The sequence below is a fragment of the Acinetobacter sp. AOR12_HL genome (assembly GCF_027855275.1).
In the GTDB taxonomy this organism is placed as follows: Bacteria; Pseudomonadota; Gammaproteobacteria; order Pseudomonadales; family Moraxellaceae; genus Acinetobacter; species Acinetobacter baumannii.
Genome location: NZ_JAKTIJ010000010.1, coordinates 18,576 through 37,285, shown reverse-complemented (window position 1 = coordinate 37,285; position 18,710 = coordinate 18,576). Strand labels below are relative to the sequence as shown.

Genomic DNA, 18,710 nt, shown 5'->3' with positions numbered 1-18,710 from the left:
GATTATTCAAGGATGCGTGTAGCCTTTTTAAGGATGAACCTATGAACATGAAAACATTATTAAGCCTAAGTTTGCTTGCACTCCCATTTTTTACTGCACAGGTAAATGCTGAACCTGTTGCTTTAGCTGCTCAGGCACAACCTGCCGCTACAGCCGTTAAAACGATTGTTCCGATTACCGCAAAAACTAAAGAACAAGCATTGGCACAAGCTCAAGTCATTGCAAATACGGCAGATGCTGATTTAGCAGAGTTCCGTATCGATTTATTAAGCTTTGCCAGCGATACAAAACAAGTCATTGCCTTAGGTCATGAGCTGAAAAAGATTTTAGGCAGTAAGCCAATGATTGCCACTATTCGTACCAAAAACGAAGGGGGCCAGCTTGAAATTAGTGATGCTGATTATGGTAAGACTTATCAGGCTTATTTAAAGAATCCTTTCATGGACTGGTTAGATGTTGAAATGTTCCGTGATCAAAAAGTAGTTTCAGAAATTGTTCAAAAAGCACATCAAAAGAAAGTGCTCGTTGTCATGTCTAATCACGACTTCCAAAAAACACCAAGCCAAGATGAAATTGAAAAACGCTTGTTAAAACAAGATCAAATGGGCGCAGATGTTCTCAAAATTGCTGTAATGCCTAAATCTAAACAAGACGTTTTCACTTTAATGAACGCAACTTTAAAGGTAAGCCAGCAAACCACTAAGCCATTATTGACAATGTCGATGGGGCAATTAGGTACGATTTCACGTGTTGCGACTGCCAATATGGGCGGAAGTTATAGCTTTGGCATGATTGGTCAGGCTTCTGCACCGGGTCAAATTGATGTGACTAAGCTCAAACAGATTTTACAAACAGTTCAACCAACAAACCCATAAATCATAAGGATATGATGAAATGAATACATTACGTTTAACTACTCTTGCATTAGGTTTGATGGTTTCAGGCATAGCTGCGGCTCAAACTTATGTGGTTGACCGTTATCAAGACGATAGCAATAAAGGCTCTTTACGCTGGGCAATTGAACAAGCCAATGCAAACCCAAGCGAAGCTAGCGACATTTTGATTCAAGCAGTAGGCAAAGCGCCTTATGCGATTAAATTAAATAGTGCACTTCCTGAAATTAAAGCACCCGTCAAAATCATTGGTACTCAGTGGGATAAAACTGGCGAATACATCGCAATTGATGGTTCAAACTATATTAAAGGTGAAGGTGCAAAAGCTTGTCCAGGTGCAAACCCTGAGCAGTACGGCACCAATGTACGTACTATGACTTTACCAGGGTTGGTATTGCGTGACGTCAACAATGTCACTTTAAAAGGTTTAGACATTCATCGCTTCTGTATTGGGGTATTGATTAACCGCTCGAGCAATAACCTCATCCAACACAACCGTATTAGTAATAACTACGGCGGTGCTGGTGTTATGTTGACGGGTGATGATGGTAAAGGTAACCCAACTGCAACCACGACTAATAACAACAAAGTCTTAGATAACATTTTCCAAGACAATGGTGATGGCTTAGAACTGACACGTGGTGCAGCATTTAACTTAATTGCGAATAACCATTTTGTTTCAACAAAAGCAAATCCAGAACCATCACAAGGTATTGAAATTTTGTGGGGTAATGACAATGCCGTAGTTGGTAATAAATTCGAAAACTATTCAGATGGCTTACAGATCAACTGGGGCAAACGTAACTATATCGCCTATAACGAAATGACCAATAACTCGATTGGCTTCAACATGACGGGTGATGGCAACATTCTTGATAGCAATAAAGTACATGGTAACCGTATTGGTGTAGCCATTCGTTCTGAAAAAGATGCAAATGCAAGAATTACATTGACTAAAAACCTGATTTGGGACAATGGTAAAGATATTAAACGTTGTGAAGCAGGTGGTTCATGTGTACCAGATCAGCGTTTAGGGGCAATTGTATTTGGAGTACCTGCACTTGAGCATGCAGGATTTGTAGGTTCTCGTGGTGGTGGTGTGGTTGTCGACCCATCTAAACAACAAAAAACATGTACTCAGCCAAATCAACAGGACTGTAATGCTCAGCCGAATCAGGGTATTAAAGCTCCTAAGTTAACAGCGAATAAAGGTTCAGTTACAGTAGAAGTTAATGGCTTACCAAATCAACGCTATCAAGTTGAGCTTTTTGGCAACCAAAATGCAGCATCAAAAGAAGCTGAGCAATATTTAGGAACAATAACAGTAGCTACAGATGCCGAAGGTAAAGCAAAAGCCAATTGGAAACCAACAGTCAAAGTTGCCTCAATTACAGCAAATGTGACGGATCGCTTCGGTGCTACATCTGAGCTCGGGTTTGTGCAAGTTAAATAACAAAAAATACAGCGCCTCAAAACAGGGGCGCATTTCAGAAAAGACAAAAGGGACTTGAAATGCCAAATGTAATGAAATTGAGTGTGCTAACAATTGCTGTATTGGGCAGCCAATTTGCACTTGCAAATGAGCCGTGGTCACAAGACCGTCAATGGTTGCTTGGTGATTGGAATGGAAAACGCCAGCAATTAGAGCAACAGGGCTATAAATTTACTGCTTCAATTATGAGCCAAAGCGCCACCAATTTAGATGGTGGTTATAACGACAGCAATACTTTTGAAAACGCTGCACAGCTTTCTTTAGGTGCAAACTTTGATTTAGAAAAAATCGCTGGATGGAAAGATACAACAGCGAGTCTCGTTGTGACTAAACGTGATGGTAATGCACTTACTTTAGAGCGTATTAAAGACCCACGCTCTAGCCAATTAGGTAACGCGCAAGAAATTTATGGTCGTGGGAAAATTTGGCGTTTATCCCAAGCATGGGTGAAGAAGGGCTTTGTTGATAATACTGTACAGGTCAAATTTGGTCGTATGGGAATGTCAGAGGACTTTAATAGTTCTCAATGTGAGTTTCAGAACTTATTGCTTTGCGGTGGGCAGTTAGGAAAATCAATTGGTTCAATTTGGTATAACTCACCAGTCGGTGTTTGGGCTACAAACGTTAAATATCAGTTTGCACCTGAGTGGACTTTAGGTGTTGGTGTGTATGAGGTCAATCCAGACAATATTAAAACCGAATCAAACAGTGATGGTTTTAATCTGGATATGAATAACGTCAAGGGCGCTACCATACCAGTTGAACTTGCATGGAAACCAAAACTTGCTGCTTTTAATGGTTTACCGGGTGAATATAAAGTAGGTGCGCTGTACTCAACCGCAGAAGCAAATGATATTAAAACTGCGGGTAAAGTGCATGACGGAAAACAAAGCTTCTGGATTAATGCACAGCAACAACTTAGCCATGCCGGCCAAGATCCGAAACGCGGTTTATATGTCAGTTTTAATGGCGTTGTAAATGATAAAGCAACGACATTTGTTCAAAGTACACAACAACTTGCTCTTTGGTATAAGGGACCGTTTGATAGCCGTCCAAATGATTCGATTGGTTTTGGTATTGCCAATTATGTAGTCAATGACCGTGCTAAAGATAAACAGATCGCGACAAACGAAAGCCGCGGATACTATAGCTATGATTCGATTGCATCTGACTATATTCCAATTCAAGACGACGAGTTAAATGTCGAGTTGAACTATACCTATCAATGGTCTCCGGCCGTCATGTTACGTCCAAACATTCAATATATCCATCAACCTGCTGGTGTGAAAGAAGTCGATGATGCTTGGGTGGCAGGCCTGAGTGTAAAAGTTAATTTTTAATAATATTGATGGCTGGTTAGACATAGTTTAACTGGCCCAAATGCTTGAACTATTCGGGTTCAGTATATGTGGAGTAGGATCTATGTCTGAGTCAGATTCTAAGTTTCATATCTTATTCAAAATATGGTGTTTTATTTTAGGTTTAGCTTTATTGGCTACTGGTATTTTTTATATCGTGGGCGGTGGAAAGCTAGTATCTCTCGGTGGTTCTTGGTATTTCCTTATCTCAGGACTGTTTATAACCATTTCAGCAATTAGTATTTTCCGAAAAAAAGCGCTGGGCGTCTGGATTTTTGGGGCTGTTTTTGTTGGTACCGTAATTTGGTCACTCATTGATGCTGGATGGGAATTTTGGCCGTTATTCTCGCGCTTAATGTTTCCTGCTGGTCTTTTTGCTGCGTTGTTATTTACCTTACCTTCAATTCGACGCTACCAATTTCAAACTAGTTTGGCATCTTCAGCCTATGCAGTAGGTGGCTTAGTTGTTGTGGGTATGTTGATTGCGCTCTATCAAATGTTCCAACCGCATCCAACGGTCGCAAGTTCAGGTGAAAAACTACCTTTAGTACCAGTTGACCCTGCAAAAAAACAGGTGAATTGGGAAAATTATGGTAATGATGCGGGTGGTAGTCGCTTTGTTGCTCTCGACCAAATTAACCGAGATAACGTTCATAAACTAAAAGAAGCATGGCGCTTTAGAACAGGTGATTTTACAACGGGTAGTGGTAATGGTGCTGAAGACCAAATGACCCCGCTACAAGTTGGAAATAAAGTCTTTTTATGTACGCCATATAACAACATTTTTGCAATAGATGCCGACTCGGGCAAACAACTCTGGAAAGCTGAGGTGAACTCAAAAGCCGATGCTTGGGAACGCTGCCGTGGTGTTGCATACTTCGATTCAACTAAACCACTGGTGCAACCAACTTTAGCTGGTGCAACTCCGGTCAATACTGTTACCAGCAACACAGCCTGTCCACGCCGTGTATATACCAATACGCCAGATGGTCGTTTAATTGCAGTCAATGCAGATAATGGTCAGCGCTGTGCGGACTTTGGTGTAAATGGAACGGTTGATCTACTCGAAGGCCTAGGCGGTGGGACTAAGGCTCCACGTTTTGAAGTGACTTCTGCACCGACTATTGCTGGAACAACTATTGTGGTGGGTAGCCGTATTGCCGACAACGTGGCAGCAGATATGCCGGGTGGTGTAATACGTGGTTATGACGTGATTACGGGTAAACTTCGCTGGGCATTTGACCCGCGTAATCCAAACCCTAACTATGTTCTTAAACCGGGTGAAACCTATAAACGTAGTTCGGCAAACTCTTGGGCTGCAATGTCATATGATCCACAAATGAATACAGTGTTCCTACCGATGGGTAGTTCATCTGTCGACATTTGGGGTGGTAACCGTAATCCGTTAGATCACAAATACAATACTTCTGTTTTGGCACTTGATGCGACAACGGGTAAAGAAAAGTGGGTATATCAAACTGTTCATAATGACTTATGGGACTTTGACTTACCAATGCAACCAAGTCTAATCGACTTTCCATTAAAAGATGGTACGACTAAGCCAGCTGTTGTGATTGGAACCAAATCAGGTCAATTCTTTGTCCTTGACCGCGTAACTGGTAAACCGCTAACTAAAGTAATTGAACAGCCAGTGAAAGCGGCAAATATTCCGGGTGAGCAATACAGTTTAACTCAACCACGTTCTGTTGAAATGCCTCAAATTGGTAATCAGACTTTAACTGAGTCAGATATGTGGGGTGCGACGCCGTTTGATCAGCTCATGTGCCGTATTAACTTTAAGTCAATGCGTTACGAAGGTTTATTTACTGCACCGGGTACTGATGTTTCATTAAGCTTCCCTGGTTCTTTAGGTGGCATGAACTGGGGTAGTATTGCTTTTGACCCGACACATCGTTACATGTTCGTAAACGATATGCGTCTTGGTTTATGGGTTCAACTCATTAAACAAACACCTGAAGACATTAAGATTCAGGCGAGTGGTGGCGAAAAAGTAAATACAGGTATGGGTGCTGTACCAATGAAAGGTACACCATATAAAGTGAATAAAAACCGCTTTATGTCCGCTTTAAGTATTCCTTGTCAAAAACCACCGTTTGGTACCATGACAGCAATTGACATGAAAACTCGTCAGGTTGCATGGCAAGTACCACTTGGTACAGTTGAGGACACTGGACCACTTGGTATTAAGATGGGCTTGAAAGCACCGATTGGTATGCCAACTATTGGTGGACCAATGGCAACTCAAGGTGGTTTAGTTTTCTTTGCTGCAACTCAAGATTATTACTTGCGTGCTTTTGATTCATCTACAGGTAAAGAGCTGTGGAAGTCACGTATGCCAGTAGGTAGTCAGGGAACTCCAATTAGCTATGTTTCACCTAAAACAGGTAAACAATATGTGGTTGTTACCGCAGGTGGAGCACGACAGTCTCCGGACCATGGTGATTATGTGATCGCATATAGTTTAGATAAGTAATGAAAGAGGGCAAAAGGATAAATTTTCTTTTGCCCTTATTTCTTTAATATCTTTTTTCTATTAAAGTATTTGCGTAAATTCTGTAATTTTAGTGAGATAGCTTTACCAAATGGTAAAAAAGTGCTTGAAGTTATTGCTAAACTTAAAATATTCTTATAATTGATTCATACTGAACACTAGATATAGCCGAACTATTAAGCATTTTTTTATAATGTTTTACCTATAAATAAAATTTCAAAATTTATTAAGTTTTGTTTAACTTAAAGTTGTGAATTTTAATTAAAAATAAACATTATTGAGTTTTTAACTCTAAAAAACAGTTTTTTTTTGTTGGAAAAACGAGCGTAAATATATACTTATATTATATTTAAATAATGTATTGCATTAAGATAGAATGGTTGGCGCAGGTTATTACTACCCAGTAATAATTTGTATTTCAGGAATTTAAGCTTTAATTGGCTTAAGGCTCATCTAACGATGGGCCTTTTTTTATGTGCTTTATATTTTAATTTTCTTGATAACTAAAAATAGCTTAAGTAATAGCAAATAATACTATGAAAAATGAGTCTTTAATGACAATTTGCATATGATTTGTTAGATTAATGCCACTTGATAATAATAGGTGATGTAATGAGATTTTTAGTTCTTGCAACTTTATCCGGTTTGGCTTTAATGGGTTGTGCTTCTGTTCAACAAGCACCTAATACACAAGAAACCATTCGTTATGCTTCTAGTCCATGTTTCGGCGCATGCCCAATTTACTCAGTAGAAGTAACACCTACAGGTTTAATTCGTTTTGAAGGTAAGCAATATACAAAAGCAATCGGCGTTAAAGAAATTCAAGGTAGCGTAAAAGATTATCAAAAACTTGCTGATGAACTAAAAACTTATCGCCCGCAAACAGGAACCCAATCTAAAACTGCAGGTTGTCAGCAAACTGCGACCGATATGCCTAGCTATTACATCACCTGGATTCAACCCAATGGTACAGAAACAAAATTAAGCCATTACACAGGTTGTATCTCTCCAGCAAATAATAGATTAAATAAAGTTATGGAAAAGTTACCTGAACAATTAGGCATTAAAGATCTAATTTAATGATAAAAGCCCCAAAATCTTGGGGCTTTTTCTTTTTAAGAAGAATTATAAACTTAAAAGTTTTATATTAAGTATTTCTAAAAGAATCAGCGTATAATACAGATTATAAAAACATATATTGTTAAGAGTGCTTATATGTCAAGTATTGTCTATGCCTTTGTGGGTGGTTTATTACTCGGTGTCGCAACAGTTGGGTATTTATATATAAATGGTCGTATAGCTGGAATTAGTGGTTTGCTTGCCCAATTCATTAGCCCATCTAGAGATATATTTAAAAGTTCTGCATCCTGGTTCATTGCAGGACTCGTGATTACACCTTTCATATATGGTTATTTCTATCAGCCTGAAATCGAAATTAAAGCCAATTCATTTGTACTTATTCTGGCAGGGTTACTTGTTGGTTTTGGTACACGACTTGGATCAGGCTGTACAAGTGGGCATGGCATTTGTGGTATGAGCAGGCTCTCAAAACGCTCAATAATAGCGACCGCAATTTTTATGTTTGCTGGCATGCTGACTGTTTATATCATTCGTCATGTGTTGGGGTAATCTTATGAAAAATATCTTTGCTTTTATATTTGGTGGTTTGTTTTCATTGGGGTTAATGATTTCTGGTATGTCTAACCCTGCAAAGGTTTTAGGGTTTCTAGATATTTTTGGACAATGGGATATTAGCTTAATGTTTGTGATGCTAGGTGCTATTGCTGTGGCAGTTATTCCGTTTCAAAGGGCTATTAAAAAACCAAAAACGATTTTTAATGAACAAATTCAATTACCAACAAATACACAGATTGACCAAAGGTTAATTGTAGGCGCTTTTATTTTCGGTATAGGCTGGGGAATAGCAGGTATATGTCCAGCGCCCGCTTTAACTCTTATTGGATTAGGGCATTTTGAAGCACTTTATTTTATTGTCGCGATGTTAGTAGGAATGTTTATTTACCGAATTTTAAATAAAGGAAATTAAAGATATGCAACAACCTCTAGTAAAAGATTTTTTTGATGAAAATACCAATACTTTTAGCTATGTTGTTGCGGATTTAGCAACCCGTCAATGTGCAATTATTGATAGTGTGCTTGACTATGATGCTGCTTCGGCCACTACAAAAACAACTAATGCTGATCTGATCGTCGATTATGTCTTGGCGCAAAACTTCAAAGTACAATGGATTTTAGAAACCCATGTACATGCGGACCATATGACTGCGGCTCAATATTTAAAATCTAAATTGGGCGGTACAATTGCGATTAGTCAAAAAATCTCGGTAGTACAAGAAACATTTTCGGCTATTTATAATTTTGATTTTAAGAAATTCAATGAAAATCAGCCTTTTGATTATTTATTTGAAGATTATGAACATTTCAAAATAGGGGAGATAGAAGCCTATAACATTCCTACACCAGGGCATACACCTGCTTGTTTAAGCTATGTGATTGGTGATGCTGTTTTTGTCGGGGACACTTTATTTATGCCCGATTATGGTTCGGCTAGATGCGACTTTCCTAAAGGGAGTGCTGCTGCACTTTATGATTCGGTACAAAAGCTTTATACACTTCCCGACGACATGCGTATGTTTCTATGCCATGACTATAAGCCTGAAGGCCGTGACGAATATATCTGTCAAACAGATATAAAAACTCAAAAACAAAGCAATATCCATTTAAATCGACGAGTTTCCAAAGAATCATTCATAAAAATGCGTCAAGAAAGAGATGCTACTTTGGCAATGCCAAAATTAATTCTGCCTTCAATTCAAATTAATATGAACGGTGGAAATTTTCCGGAACTTGAAGCGAATGGCATCCGCTATTTAAAAATCCCATTTAATTACTTTTAGAAATAGCCTAAGCATACATTCTGATCGTTTTACTTATTCAAATAGCCTAAGCAAAAAATTAATCTTATGTAAATAGCCTAAGTGAGATTTAAAGAACTTGCCTTAAATCCCGCGCAGTCTCTTGCAATAGCGGCAAAATATGTTGAATTAAATATTCCTCAGTTGTTCTCATGGTTGGAGAAACAATGTTTAAAGCAGCAACCACTTTAAAGTCTTGTCCATAAATCGGTACGGCGAGCGCATGGACACCTAATTCGTGCTCTTCACGTGAATAACACCAATCTTGTTCTCGGATTTCTTTTAGTAACTCTAAAAATTTATCATTTTCGACATGCGTATATTTAGTTAAACGCTGGAGTGGATATTTTTGGAGCCAGTCCAATTGTTCTTCTTGGCTTAAATGTGCCAGTAAAATTTTACCCGCCGAGGTTGCATGAGCAGGTAAGCGGTTACCCAAATGCAAACCATATGGATTTACGCGGTCGGTTTGTTGGTGGGCAGCACTACGGGCAATCGTAATGGCTTCATAACCATCAAGTACCATCACAGAATAAATGAGAGAGGTTTGGTTAGTTAGAAGATTTAATAAAGGCTGGGATACTTTTGGAAGCTGTGCTGCACCTAAATAAGCTCCTGAAAATTTAAGAACTTTCGGGGTTAAATAGTAATAGTGGCCATCTGACTCAAGATAACCTAAATATTCTAGAGTTAATAAATGACGTCTTGCTGCAGCTCGGGTGAGCCCGGTTTTTTCAGCAGCCATAGAAATGTTTAAACGATGTTGATTACTACTAAAGCTATCTAAAATCGCCATGCCTTTACCGATGCCAGCAATGTAATCTTCATGACGAATCGTTTTTTTGTTGTCCTGATTCTGGATTATCCGTTCATCTTTACTCATTACTGGTCCTTGTACGATAGAAGCTTAATAGATCAATTCGCTTTACTGAAAAAGTTTAATAATTTCATGTCGCAAAAATTGATGTCTTAAATTATCCCTTAAATCTTCGTGCCAAAACATACCCATTTTAATATTGGTCATCTCAAAAGGTAGAGAATGTAACCGAATCTCAGGACTATAAGATAAATGCTGCAAAATCATACGGGGCATGGTAAGTATTGCGTCGGCTTGGGCTCCCAAAACTTGTAACGCCGTTGAGTAGTTTTGACAGCGCATAAATACATTTCTTGAAATTTTTTGATGTTGGTTTAAATAAATATCTTCAAGTAAAGCGCCCGTACGGCGTGATGAAACACCAATGTGCCGTCCACTAATATAACTAGCTAAATCGACTTCTTTAAGTTGGCTGCAAATAACGAACTCATCTGTGACCAAATGATCAAAGGTAATTTTTGGAGATAAGTATTGTTCTAGATCAATCACGAAATCGAGCTGCTGTGTCGCTAAGTCTGCCATAATATGTTTTCGATCTAGCTTCATACTGACAAACTGCAAATCTAAATTAAGATTTTGAAAATGTTGAGCCAATCTTGGAAGAATAATTGGCTCAATTTCATCATGCACGGCGATTTTTAAGCTTTTTAAACTGGTTGGGTCGAACACATGTCTCTGTTGGCTAATATTTTGAATGGTTAAAAGTGCTTGCTTAACAGTTGGATAAATCTGTTCTGCAAAAGGCGTTGCAGACATTTTATTACCTACTCGTATAAATACATCATCTTCTAGTTGTTGACGTAATCGTTGCAAAGCATGACTTGCTGCCGATTGCGTAATATTGAGACTACTTGCCGCATTTGAAATACTTTTTTGCTCATAAATCGCGATAAAAAGCGGATATAAATTAATATCAATTCGGTGAAAAAAACTTAAGTCTAGACCATGTAGGTTATGAATATTATTCATGATGCATTATTTAATAAAATCATTTCATTCATATTAAGTTTCAAGTTATGTTGATGTAAAGACCAGATAATGATGTAAAGGAAAAAGAATGTTTGAACTCTCAAAAAAAGCTCAGGATTTTGCTGAGCGAACTAAAAAATTTATTCAAGAAGAAATAGAACCTGTCGAAGCAAAATTTTGGGAAGAAGTTCATGAGTTAAATCCAGATGGAAACTGGAAAAAATGGCAGTGGCCCGAGCTTTTAGAAACTCTAAAATCTAAAGCCAAACAGGCAGGCCTTTGGAATATGTTTTTACCCGATGAAAAATTCGGTGCAGGGTTATCAGTTCAAGAATATGCGCATATTGCTGAATTGACTGGTCGTAGTTTATTGGCGCCCACTGTTTTTAACTGTAATGCACCAGATACGGGAAATATGGAAGTGTTATGGCGCTATGGCAGTGAGCAGCAAAAACAGCAATGGTTAGAGCCTTTATTGGACGGAAAAATTCGCTCGGTTTTTTGCATGACTGAACCTGATGTCGCCTCAAGCGATGCAACCAACATGCAAGCGACTGCACTTATAGATGGTAATGAAATTGTTTTAAATGGCAAAAAGTGGTGGTCATCTGGTTTAGGTGATCCAAATGCTAAAGTCATTATTTTTATGGCACATACACCAGATGAAACTAAAGACCGCCATCATCAGCATTCTATGGTTTTAGTACCGATTGATACGGCAGGTGTTGAAATTCAACGTATGTTACCTGTATTTGGTGACTACGATGCACCGCATGGACATGGTGAAGTTCATTTTAATAATGTTCGAGTGCCTATTGAAAACTTTATTGGTGGAGCGGGTCAAGGTTTTGAAATTGCACAAGGTCGTTTAGGGCCGGGGCGTATTCATCATTGTATGCGCTGTATCGGAGCTGCTGAAAAAGCACTAGAGCTTATGATTGATAGAGGTATGTCTAGAACGGCGTTTGGCAAAGAAATTCTAAAACTCGGTGGAAACCTAGAGCGTGTAGCCGATGCTCGAGTAGCCATAGATCAAGCTAGACTTTTAACCTTGTATGCTGCTTATAAAATGGATACTTTAGGAAACATGGCCGCTTTAACAGAAATATCTGCAATTAAAGTAGTCGCTCCAAGCGTATTAGAAAAAGTAGTCGACATGGCAATTCAGCTACATGGCGGTGCGGGTGTTTCAAGAGATACGCCATTAACAGGTTTGTTTGCCCAAGCACGCAGTTTACGTTTAGCTGATGGCCCAGATGAAGTACATAAAGGCATGATTGCCAAATTAGAGTTGGCCAAGCGTGGTTATTTCGGTCGTCATAAAAAAGTATAAGTTTAAAGGAAGTAAATATGTCGGTAATTGATGTAGGCGGTGAAGTACGTGATGGTGAAGAACTTGATATTGGGGCAGTTGAAAACTGGTTAAAGAACCAAGGTGTTGAGCTAGTTGGTCCAGCAGTCGTTACTCAATATACGGGCGGGGCGTCGAATTGGACTTATCGTTTAAAGTATGAAAATACCGATTTAATTTTGCGTCGTCCTCCAAAAGGAACAAAAGCCAAGTCGGCCCACGATATGGCCCGTGAATATATGGTGCAGAAAAATCTTGCGCCTTATTATCCAGTGCTTCCTAAAATGGTTGCACTTTGTCAGGATGAATCGGTCATTGGCTGTGATTTTTATGTCATGGAACGCATTGAAGGAATTATTCCTCGTGCAAAATTACCGCCTGAGCTTGGCTTTACTGAAGAAGATGTTCATGAGCTTTGTGTAAACGTTATTGATAAATTGATTGAGTTACATCAAGTTCCTTATGAGAACACGCCTTTAGCTGAACTAGGTAAAGGTACAGGATATTGCCGTAGACAAGTTGAGGGTTGGGATAAACGCTATCAAAAAGTCCGCACAATCAACGTTCCTTCTTTTAAATATGTTCGAAAATGGCTAAACGATAATATCCCTCAAGACTCTACGACTTGTATTATTCACAATGATTGGCGTTTTGATAATGTGATTTTAGATCCAAAACATCCAACTGAAGTGATTGGGGTGCTGGATTGGGAAATGGCGACTTTGGGTGATCCATTAATGGATTTGGGCAGTGCTTTGGCCTATTGGGTTGAGCCCACGGATAATATGATTTTTAGATCGACACGCCGTCAGCCTACTCACTTAAAGGGAATGTTCTCTCGCAAAGAAGTTGTTGACTATTATTTGCAAAAAACTGGTCTGGAGCCTCAAAACTGGACTTTTTATGAAGTCTTCGGTGTATTCCGTTTAGCAGTAATCGCCCAGCAAATCTATTACCGTTATTACCATAAACAAACCCGAAACCCTGCTTTTAAAGATTTCTGGATAGTGATCCATGCACTACATATCAGAGCTTTAAAACTTATCGCCCAGCAAAAACTGCAAGAATCGGAATTTGCTCAGCAATCTCTACAGAAAATACAGGGTATTTTAAGAAGATGACCACAATTTATCTGGTAAGGCATGGACAGGCATCATTTGGTAAAAGTAACTATGATGAGTTGTCTGAAAATGGTGAAGCTCAAGCGACTTTATTAGGCCAATATTTTAAGAAAATATTGAAAGAACAACCTTATGTAGTTGCAGGAACTATGCAGCGCCATGAACAAACTGCACAGCTTGCACTAAAAGAATGTTTTCCAGATGCGGTAATTCATCATAATAATTTATGGAATGAGTTTAACCATCAACAGGTTTTTGCCCGTTATGAGCCACGTTTTGAACAGCCTGAACTGTTAAAAGCCGATGTCGCAAAAGAGCATAACCCTCGCGCGTATCTTGCCAAAATCTTTGAAGGTGCGATTGAACGATGGACCGATGGCGATTTTCATCATGAATATGATGAGTCTTGGCCGCATTTTAAAAACAGAGTTGAAACGGCGCTACAGCAACTTTGTGATGAGTTAGCAAAAAACAAACCTCGTTATGCAGTCGTTTTTACCTCGGGTGGTGTGATTTCGGTAGCAATTGGCAAGCTACTTGAACTGAGCCCAAATCGAACTTTTGCTTTGAATTGGGCAATTACCAATACAAGCCTCACGACTTTACGTTTAGTTGGAAATGAAGCTCAGGTTTTAAGTTTAAATGAACATCATTTTATAAAAGCTGAGCGTCCAGATTTACTGACATGGATTTAAAATAAGGATAAAAGCATGGCAAAGACAATTTTAATTACAGGTGCAAGTTCTGGTTTAGGCGCAGGTATGGCGCATGAATTTGCAGCAAAAGGTTATAACTTGGCGATTTGTGCACGCCGTTTAGACCGATTAGAGACTTTAAAAACCGAACTAGAAAATGAGTACGGTATTAAGGTAATTGCGAAAAGTCTGGACGTTACCAATTATGATCAGGTTTTTGAAGTATTTCGCGCCTTTAAACAAGAATTTGGCTATTTAGACCGAATTATTGTAAATGCCGGAGTCGGAAATGGTCGCCGTATTGGTAAAGGTAATTTTGAAATTAACAGAGCCACGGCCGAAACAAACTTTATCTCTGCTTTAGCACAGTGTGAGGCAGCGATTGAAATTTTTAGAGCGCAAAATGCAGGTCATTTGGTGGTCATGTCGTCTATGAGCGCGATGCGCGGATTACCAAAACATTTATCGACCTATGCGGCAAGTAAAGCTGCAGTTGCTCACTTGGCTGAGGGTATTCGTGCTGAATTACTAGATACTCCAATTAAAGTCTCAACCATTTTCCCAGGTTACATCCGTACCGAAATGAATGAAGGTGCTAAACATTTACCTTTTGAAGTTGACGCCAAAACAGGATGTAAAGCTTTAGTAAAAGCTATCGAAAAACAACCTGTGAAAGCGTATGTACCACAGTGGCCATGGTTACCAATGAGTATTGCCATGAAGGTTTTACCTTTGAGATTGGTTAATAAATTAGGATAAAAAATTACCCCCTAAATTTTAGGGGGTAATTTTTATTTAGAATTTTTTGGTGTAATTAACAAATAAACGGTCTTCACCAAAGTCATTACCATGTTTTACGTTGTAATCAATTCGAATATATTGCAGGGCAAAGCCTTTTAAGAGTGGCTGTTGAAAGGCATAGTTTAAAATCACATTCGACTCGGTTTCGTGGTTTTTCTCGCCATTGGCAGCTTTAAAGTCATGACCGTAAACATATTTCACCATTGCGTTTAAGCCGGGAATGTAATCTTTAAAGTCATAGCCATACATGACATGGTAAGACTTTTCATCTTCTTTGAAAAAGCCTGTGGCATTCCAGTTAATGAAATAAGTTTCTGGTAAGAAGCCATCTGGTAATGGGTAAGCCGACTCTCCAATAATTTGTTGGTAACCCAAACCAAAGGTATGGTTTTTTACTTTGACGGTTTCAAGTAAACCAATGTTCTGGGCATCAATATCAAAGGTATTGCCGTCATCTTTCGCATTAAAGTATTTAAATTTGGAGGTCAGGGCAAAAGTTGGTTGTTTCCACGTATGCTCAAGCCCTACATAGTGTTTATTGTAGAGATCTTCTAAATTACCAAAATAATATTCGCCCTTCAAAGACGGCGTGAATTGATAGCGCAGATCTATGTAATTTAAACCATCAGATTCTTTGGTAATTCCATTTGCTGTGAACGAAAACTTTTTAAAATCTTCTTCATTTCGTGGCGAGACTTTTTCCACTCGGCCAATTTCGGCATAAAGTTGATCTGAAAGTTGTGATTTAAGATTGGTTCCCCAATACGAGGTGAGTAACTGGCGGCTAGCATCAACAGCCGTTACAGGTAAATCTAGCCAGAGTTCACCGACACTTAAAAGTGTTTTGTCATAACCTAGTTTTAAAGTCGCGCCGTATTTTAGATAATCAGATGCTTGAGATTGCGTTTCTTTATTAAAAGGCAAAACAGTATCTGCGACATGTTTGTCTGAACTCAAACGTACGGCGTATTGAACGGAAGCATCAGCTCCAATCGTAATAGGTTTATCTGCTATAACTAGTGGAGTGTCATGCATTTTCGATTTATAAAATAAAGATGCTGCCTGAGACCAACTACCGGTATCTTTAAGGGCGTCATTATCAAAATCACGATTGATATAGGCATTTTTTAAAGTGAATTTCCACTCATCTTCAGTTTGCTGATTTGGATTTGCAGCCCAAGAACTGCTGCACATAATAAATAAAGTGGCAACAGCTAAAGTGTGTGGTTTAAAACGGTGAAATAATTCCATAATCCATTTCCAAGATATATGCCAGTCCTCGGCATTACGTATTGTGAAATATTGGTGTGGTGTTCCCTAAATTGTTTAAAGGGAACTCCTGTTTTTATAAGTGGCTGTTGCTTCAATTAACGTAATTTTTCAAGCTTCATGCTTTCACTAAAGGATTTACAGCCTTTAAAAAGTAGAGCCAAAGCCAGTACACAGGACAAACCACCCACAATAGATAAAGAAGAACCCACCATTAATGGATTGCCAAAAACCTTATCTGTAATAATTGCGACTAATGTTGTACCAACACCTAGTCCAATTAAGTTACTTACCAAGAGGAAGAGGGCAGAAAGGCGTGCTCTAAATTGGTTCGGTGCTAACATTTGCAATGCTGTTGCTGAAATCACAAGTGGGAAGGAGGCAAAGAACATTGCAGGAATGAGCAAAGTTACTGAAAGCCAGAGTTGATCTGTTTGGGTAAAAAATGCAATTGGAATAATCAAGCCAACAATACCAATCACACCCGTGAACATCGGTGCATCTTGGCGTCCTTTTTTAATAAACCAGTCGTTTAGCCATCCTGCACAAAACACGCCTAAAGTATTTGCAACTAGCAATATAGTGCCGAGCATATAGCCTGTTTCAGTCGGCGCGAGTTGAAACTTACGAATATAAAATGCTGGTGTCCAACTAGTCAGACTGTAGAGTGCCATTGCATAAAAGGTAAAACCTAAATAGTGACAAGCAAATGTTTTTGCATGTTTCTTGATAAACTGAAGGCACTGCGTGAATTTAACTTGGTCAACTTGTCCGCTTTGGTTGAGCTGCTGTCCTTTACGTGCAGGATCTTTAACTGTCAAAATAAATAGCAAACCAATAATAATGCCGGGTAACCCCACCACTAAAAAGGCAATTTGCCATGCCTTGAGTGCACCTAATAAAGGAACTTCAATGAGTGTCACGCCTTTAAGCAGGTTAATCACGTAACCGCCAACTAAAAAGGCGATACCTCCACCTAAGAAAGCACCAATTGAATAGATCCCGACCGCGCGGCCTAGTTTGTCTTTACTGAACATGTCACTAAACATTGAATAGGCCGCTGGAGATAAAGCTGCTTCACCAACGCCCACAGCCATACGGCTTAGGAATAGTTGAATAAAGTTTTTACTTAAACCGCAAGTTGCTGTTGCTAAGCTCCAGACAATAATCCCGATTGAAATCAGTTTTGGTCGGGAAAAACGGTCGGCAATATAGGCTAATGGTAAGCCCATCACAGCGTAGAATAGTGAAAAGGCAAGGCCATGTAACAAGCTAAATTGAGTATCTGAAAGTTGAAGGTCTGCTTTGATGGGTTCAATCATCAAGGCCAGAATTTGACGGTCAATAAATGAAAAAATATAGGCCAACATACAAAGTATGACCACATACCATGCATATGCATTGGTTTTCTTTTGTGTCCTTTCAACAGCGATATTACTTTGGTTCATACACTTAATCCTTATGTATAAAACGCTTTAAAGAAATTGATCTCTAGCTTCTATTCATCCTCAAAATTTTTGATACGTCCCCATTTGAAATGAATAATGAAACGGCTAGAAATGATTGAATTTGGTTTGGTAAGGGGCCTTAAAGAAGGTGACTTAACACAAACGGAAATAGTAATGCTGACTAGATTATTGAATTATTATTTTCTTTTTATATGTAAAATTCCATTACTTGTTGAGTATGTTTAGATACCTAAAAAGTATGTTAAGTGAGCTATTAGGAGGGTTTAATTATTATAAATATTTGAATTTAATAAATTTTATTATTGATGGCAGATTTTTTATAGTGAGCAGCTAAGACTAGCTTTAACTGCTCTAGAGCCCAGTTAATTTAGTGTCGATGGAAATAATTAACTTGATGGCATGAGATCAAATAATTTTTTTAACTGATGATTTAGGTTATGCAGTTCATCTTCTGAAAAAGCATTGAGGATCCCCGCTAAGGTAACCACACTAATTTGGTTAATCTGTTCAACCAGCTCAACACCTTTGGCCGTTAATTTCACCATCGAAATCCGTTCATCAGCGGTAGAAGAGTAGACTTCCACAATGCCATCTTCTACCAATCGATATACAGCCTTTGTTGCTGTTGTGAGTTTTAAAGTAGAAAGATTGGCAATGTCAGTGATACTGGCTTCCCCAAGCGCATTGGTACTTAAAATAATTTTGCGGCGAGTATTATCAATGCCAAGTTTCTTTATAGATTTTTCAATAAGTTGTGAATATTTACCATTAACTTGGGAAATCCAGAAAAAGGGGAAGTTTTGAATACTCGACGGTTCTTTATTGGGAAGAAATTGTTCTAAATGATCAAGCATAGCTAAGCAATAACTTAGTAAAAAAAGGGTAATTCTATTATAAACAAAATTTTGCATATTTCCTTGAACACACATTAGAAAAATTACTTGACAATTCCATTAAATTTTCTGAT

Annotated in this window: 17 protein-coding genes; 12 read left to right on the top strand and 5 right to left on the bottom strand. The window is 38.6% G+C overall.

The features are described from left to right. The first annotated feature begins 47 nt into the window (after nt 1–47). The 8 genes from aroD (at nt 48) to MKL36_RS03260 (ending at nt 9,173) form a co-directional block, all read left to right on the top strand. Nucleotides 48–875, top strand: a complete 828-nt coding sequence (aroD, locus tag MKL36_RS03295) for a type I 3-dehydroquinate dehydratase (RefSeq protein ID WP_171251854.1) — start codon at nt 48–50, stop codon at nt 873–875. Between the two features lie 19 nt (nt 876–894). Continuing rightward, a complete protein-coding gene (locus MKL36_RS03290) occupies nt 895–2,346 on the top strand; it encodes a right-handed parallel beta-helix repeat-containing protein (protein WP_021511214.1) in 1,452 nt (483 codons plus the stop codon). 59 nt (nt 2,347–2,405) lie between these two features. Beyond that, nucleotides 2,406–3,725 carry a carbohydrate porin gene (locus tag MKL36_RS03285; protein WP_001134243.1) on the top strand — a complete coding sequence of 440 codons (1,320 nt, stop codon included), beginning with the start codon at nt 2,406–2,408 and terminating at the stop codon, nt 3,723–3,725. An 82-nt stretch (nt 3,726–3,807) separates the two neighbouring features. Then, nucleotides 3,808–6,237, top strand: a complete 2,430-nt coding sequence (locus MKL36_RS03280) for a glucose/quinate/shikimate family membrane-bound PQQ-dependent dehydrogenase (protein WP_021511215.1) — start codon at nt 3,808–3,810, stop codon at nt 6,235–6,237. Between the two features lie 630 nt (nt 6,238–6,867). After that, nucleotides 6,868–7,335, top strand: coding sequence for a DUF6438 domain-containing protein (locus tag MKL36_RS03275; protein WP_001211835.1), 468 nt, complete (start codon nt 6,868–6,870; stop codon nt 7,333–7,335). A gap of 135 nt (nt 7,336–7,470) precedes the next feature. Further along, nucleotides 7,471–7,884 (top strand): YeeE/YedE family protein, encoded by a 414-nt coding sequence (locus MKL36_RS03270; protein WP_000095350.1) that lies wholly within the window; start codon nt 7,471–7,473, stop codon nt 7,882–7,884. 4 nt (nt 7,885–7,888) lie between these two features. Next, nucleotides 7,889–8,302, top strand: a complete 414-nt coding sequence (locus MKL36_RS03265; protein WP_000789135.1) for a DUF6691 family protein — start codon at nt 7,889–7,891, stop codon at nt 8,300–8,302. Between the two features lie 4 nt (nt 8,303–8,306). Beyond that, nucleotides 8,307–9,173, top strand: coding sequence for an MBL fold metallo-hydrolase (locus tag MKL36_RS03260; RefSeq protein ID WP_001187026.1), 867 nt, complete (start codon nt 8,307–8,309; stop codon nt 9,171–9,173). 88 nt (nt 9,174–9,261) lie between these two features. On the opposite strand, the gene pcaU is transcribed toward MKL36_RS03260, so the two are convergent. Both pcaU and MKL36_RS03250 read right to left on the bottom strand, forming a co-directional pair. Next, a complete protein-coding gene (gene pcaU / locus MKL36_RS03255; RefSeq protein WP_000030961.1) occupies nt 9,262–10,074 on the bottom strand; it encodes an IclR family transcriptional regulator PcaU in 813 nt (270 codons plus the stop codon). Nucleotides 10,075–10,116: 42 nt separating this feature from the next. Then, the gene (locus MKL36_RS03250) at nt 10,117–11,037 is read right to left on the bottom strand and encodes a LysR family transcriptional regulator (protein ID WP_002047611.1); all 921 of its coding nucleotides are present in this window, start codon (nt 11,035–11,037) and stop codon (nt 10,117–10,119) included. Nucleotides 11,038–11,125: 88 nt separating this feature from the next. Between MKL36_RS03250 and MKL36_RS03245 the strand changes: the two genes are divergently transcribed. Genes MKL36_RS03245 through MKL36_RS03230 form a run of 4 tightly spaced genes read left to right on the top strand, consistent with a single transcriptional unit; the run spans nt 11,126 to nt 14,963 of the window. Beyond that, on the top strand, nt 11,126–12,370 hold the full coding sequence (locus MKL36_RS03245) for an acyl-CoA dehydrogenase family protein (RefSeq protein ID WP_021511216.1): 1,245 nt from the start codon (nt 11,126–11,128) through the stop codon (nt 12,368–12,370). A 17-nt stretch (nt 12,371–12,387) separates the two neighbouring features. Then, entirely contained in the window at nt 12,388–13,509 is a 1,122-nt protein-coding gene (locus tag MKL36_RS03240; protein WP_021511217.1) for a phosphotransferase family protein, read from the top strand. After that, nucleotides 13,506–14,204 (top strand): histidine phosphatase family protein, encoded by a 699-nt coding sequence (locus MKL36_RS03235; RefSeq protein WP_000208315.1) that lies wholly within the window; start codon nt 13,506–13,508, stop codon nt 14,202–14,204. The genes MKL36_RS03240 and MKL36_RS03235 overlap by 4 nt, the downstream gene beginning before the upstream one ends. Nucleotides 14,205–14,219: 15 nt before the next feature. Further along, nucleotides 14,220–14,963 (top strand): SDR family oxidoreductase, encoded by a 744-nt coding sequence (locus MKL36_RS03230; RefSeq protein ID WP_001140451.1) that lies wholly within the window; start codon nt 14,220–14,222, stop codon nt 14,961–14,963. Nucleotides 14,964–14,999: 36 nt separating this feature from the next. On the opposite strand, the gene MKL36_RS03225 is transcribed toward MKL36_RS03230, so the two are convergent. The 3 genes from MKL36_RS03225 to MKL36_RS03215 form a co-directional block, all read right to left on the bottom strand. Further along, nucleotides 15,000–16,256, bottom strand: coding sequence for an OprD family outer membrane porin (locus MKL36_RS03225; protein ID WP_021511218.1), 1,257 nt, complete (start codon nt 16,254–16,256; stop codon nt 15,000–15,002). A gap of 116 nt (nt 16,257–16,372) precedes the next feature. Next, complete coding sequence (locus tag MKL36_RS03220) at nt 16,373–17,722, bottom strand: spinster family MFS transporter (protein WP_001076619.1); 1,350 nt, start codon at nt 17,720–17,722, stop codon at nt 16,373–16,375. Nucleotides 17,723–18,129: 407 nt separating this feature from the next. Then, entirely contained in the window at nt 18,130–18,597 is a 468-nt protein-coding gene (locus MKL36_RS03215; protein WP_000884019.1) for a MarR family winged helix-turn-helix transcriptional regulator, read from the bottom strand. Between the last annotated feature and the right edge of the window lie 113 nt (nt 18,598–18,710).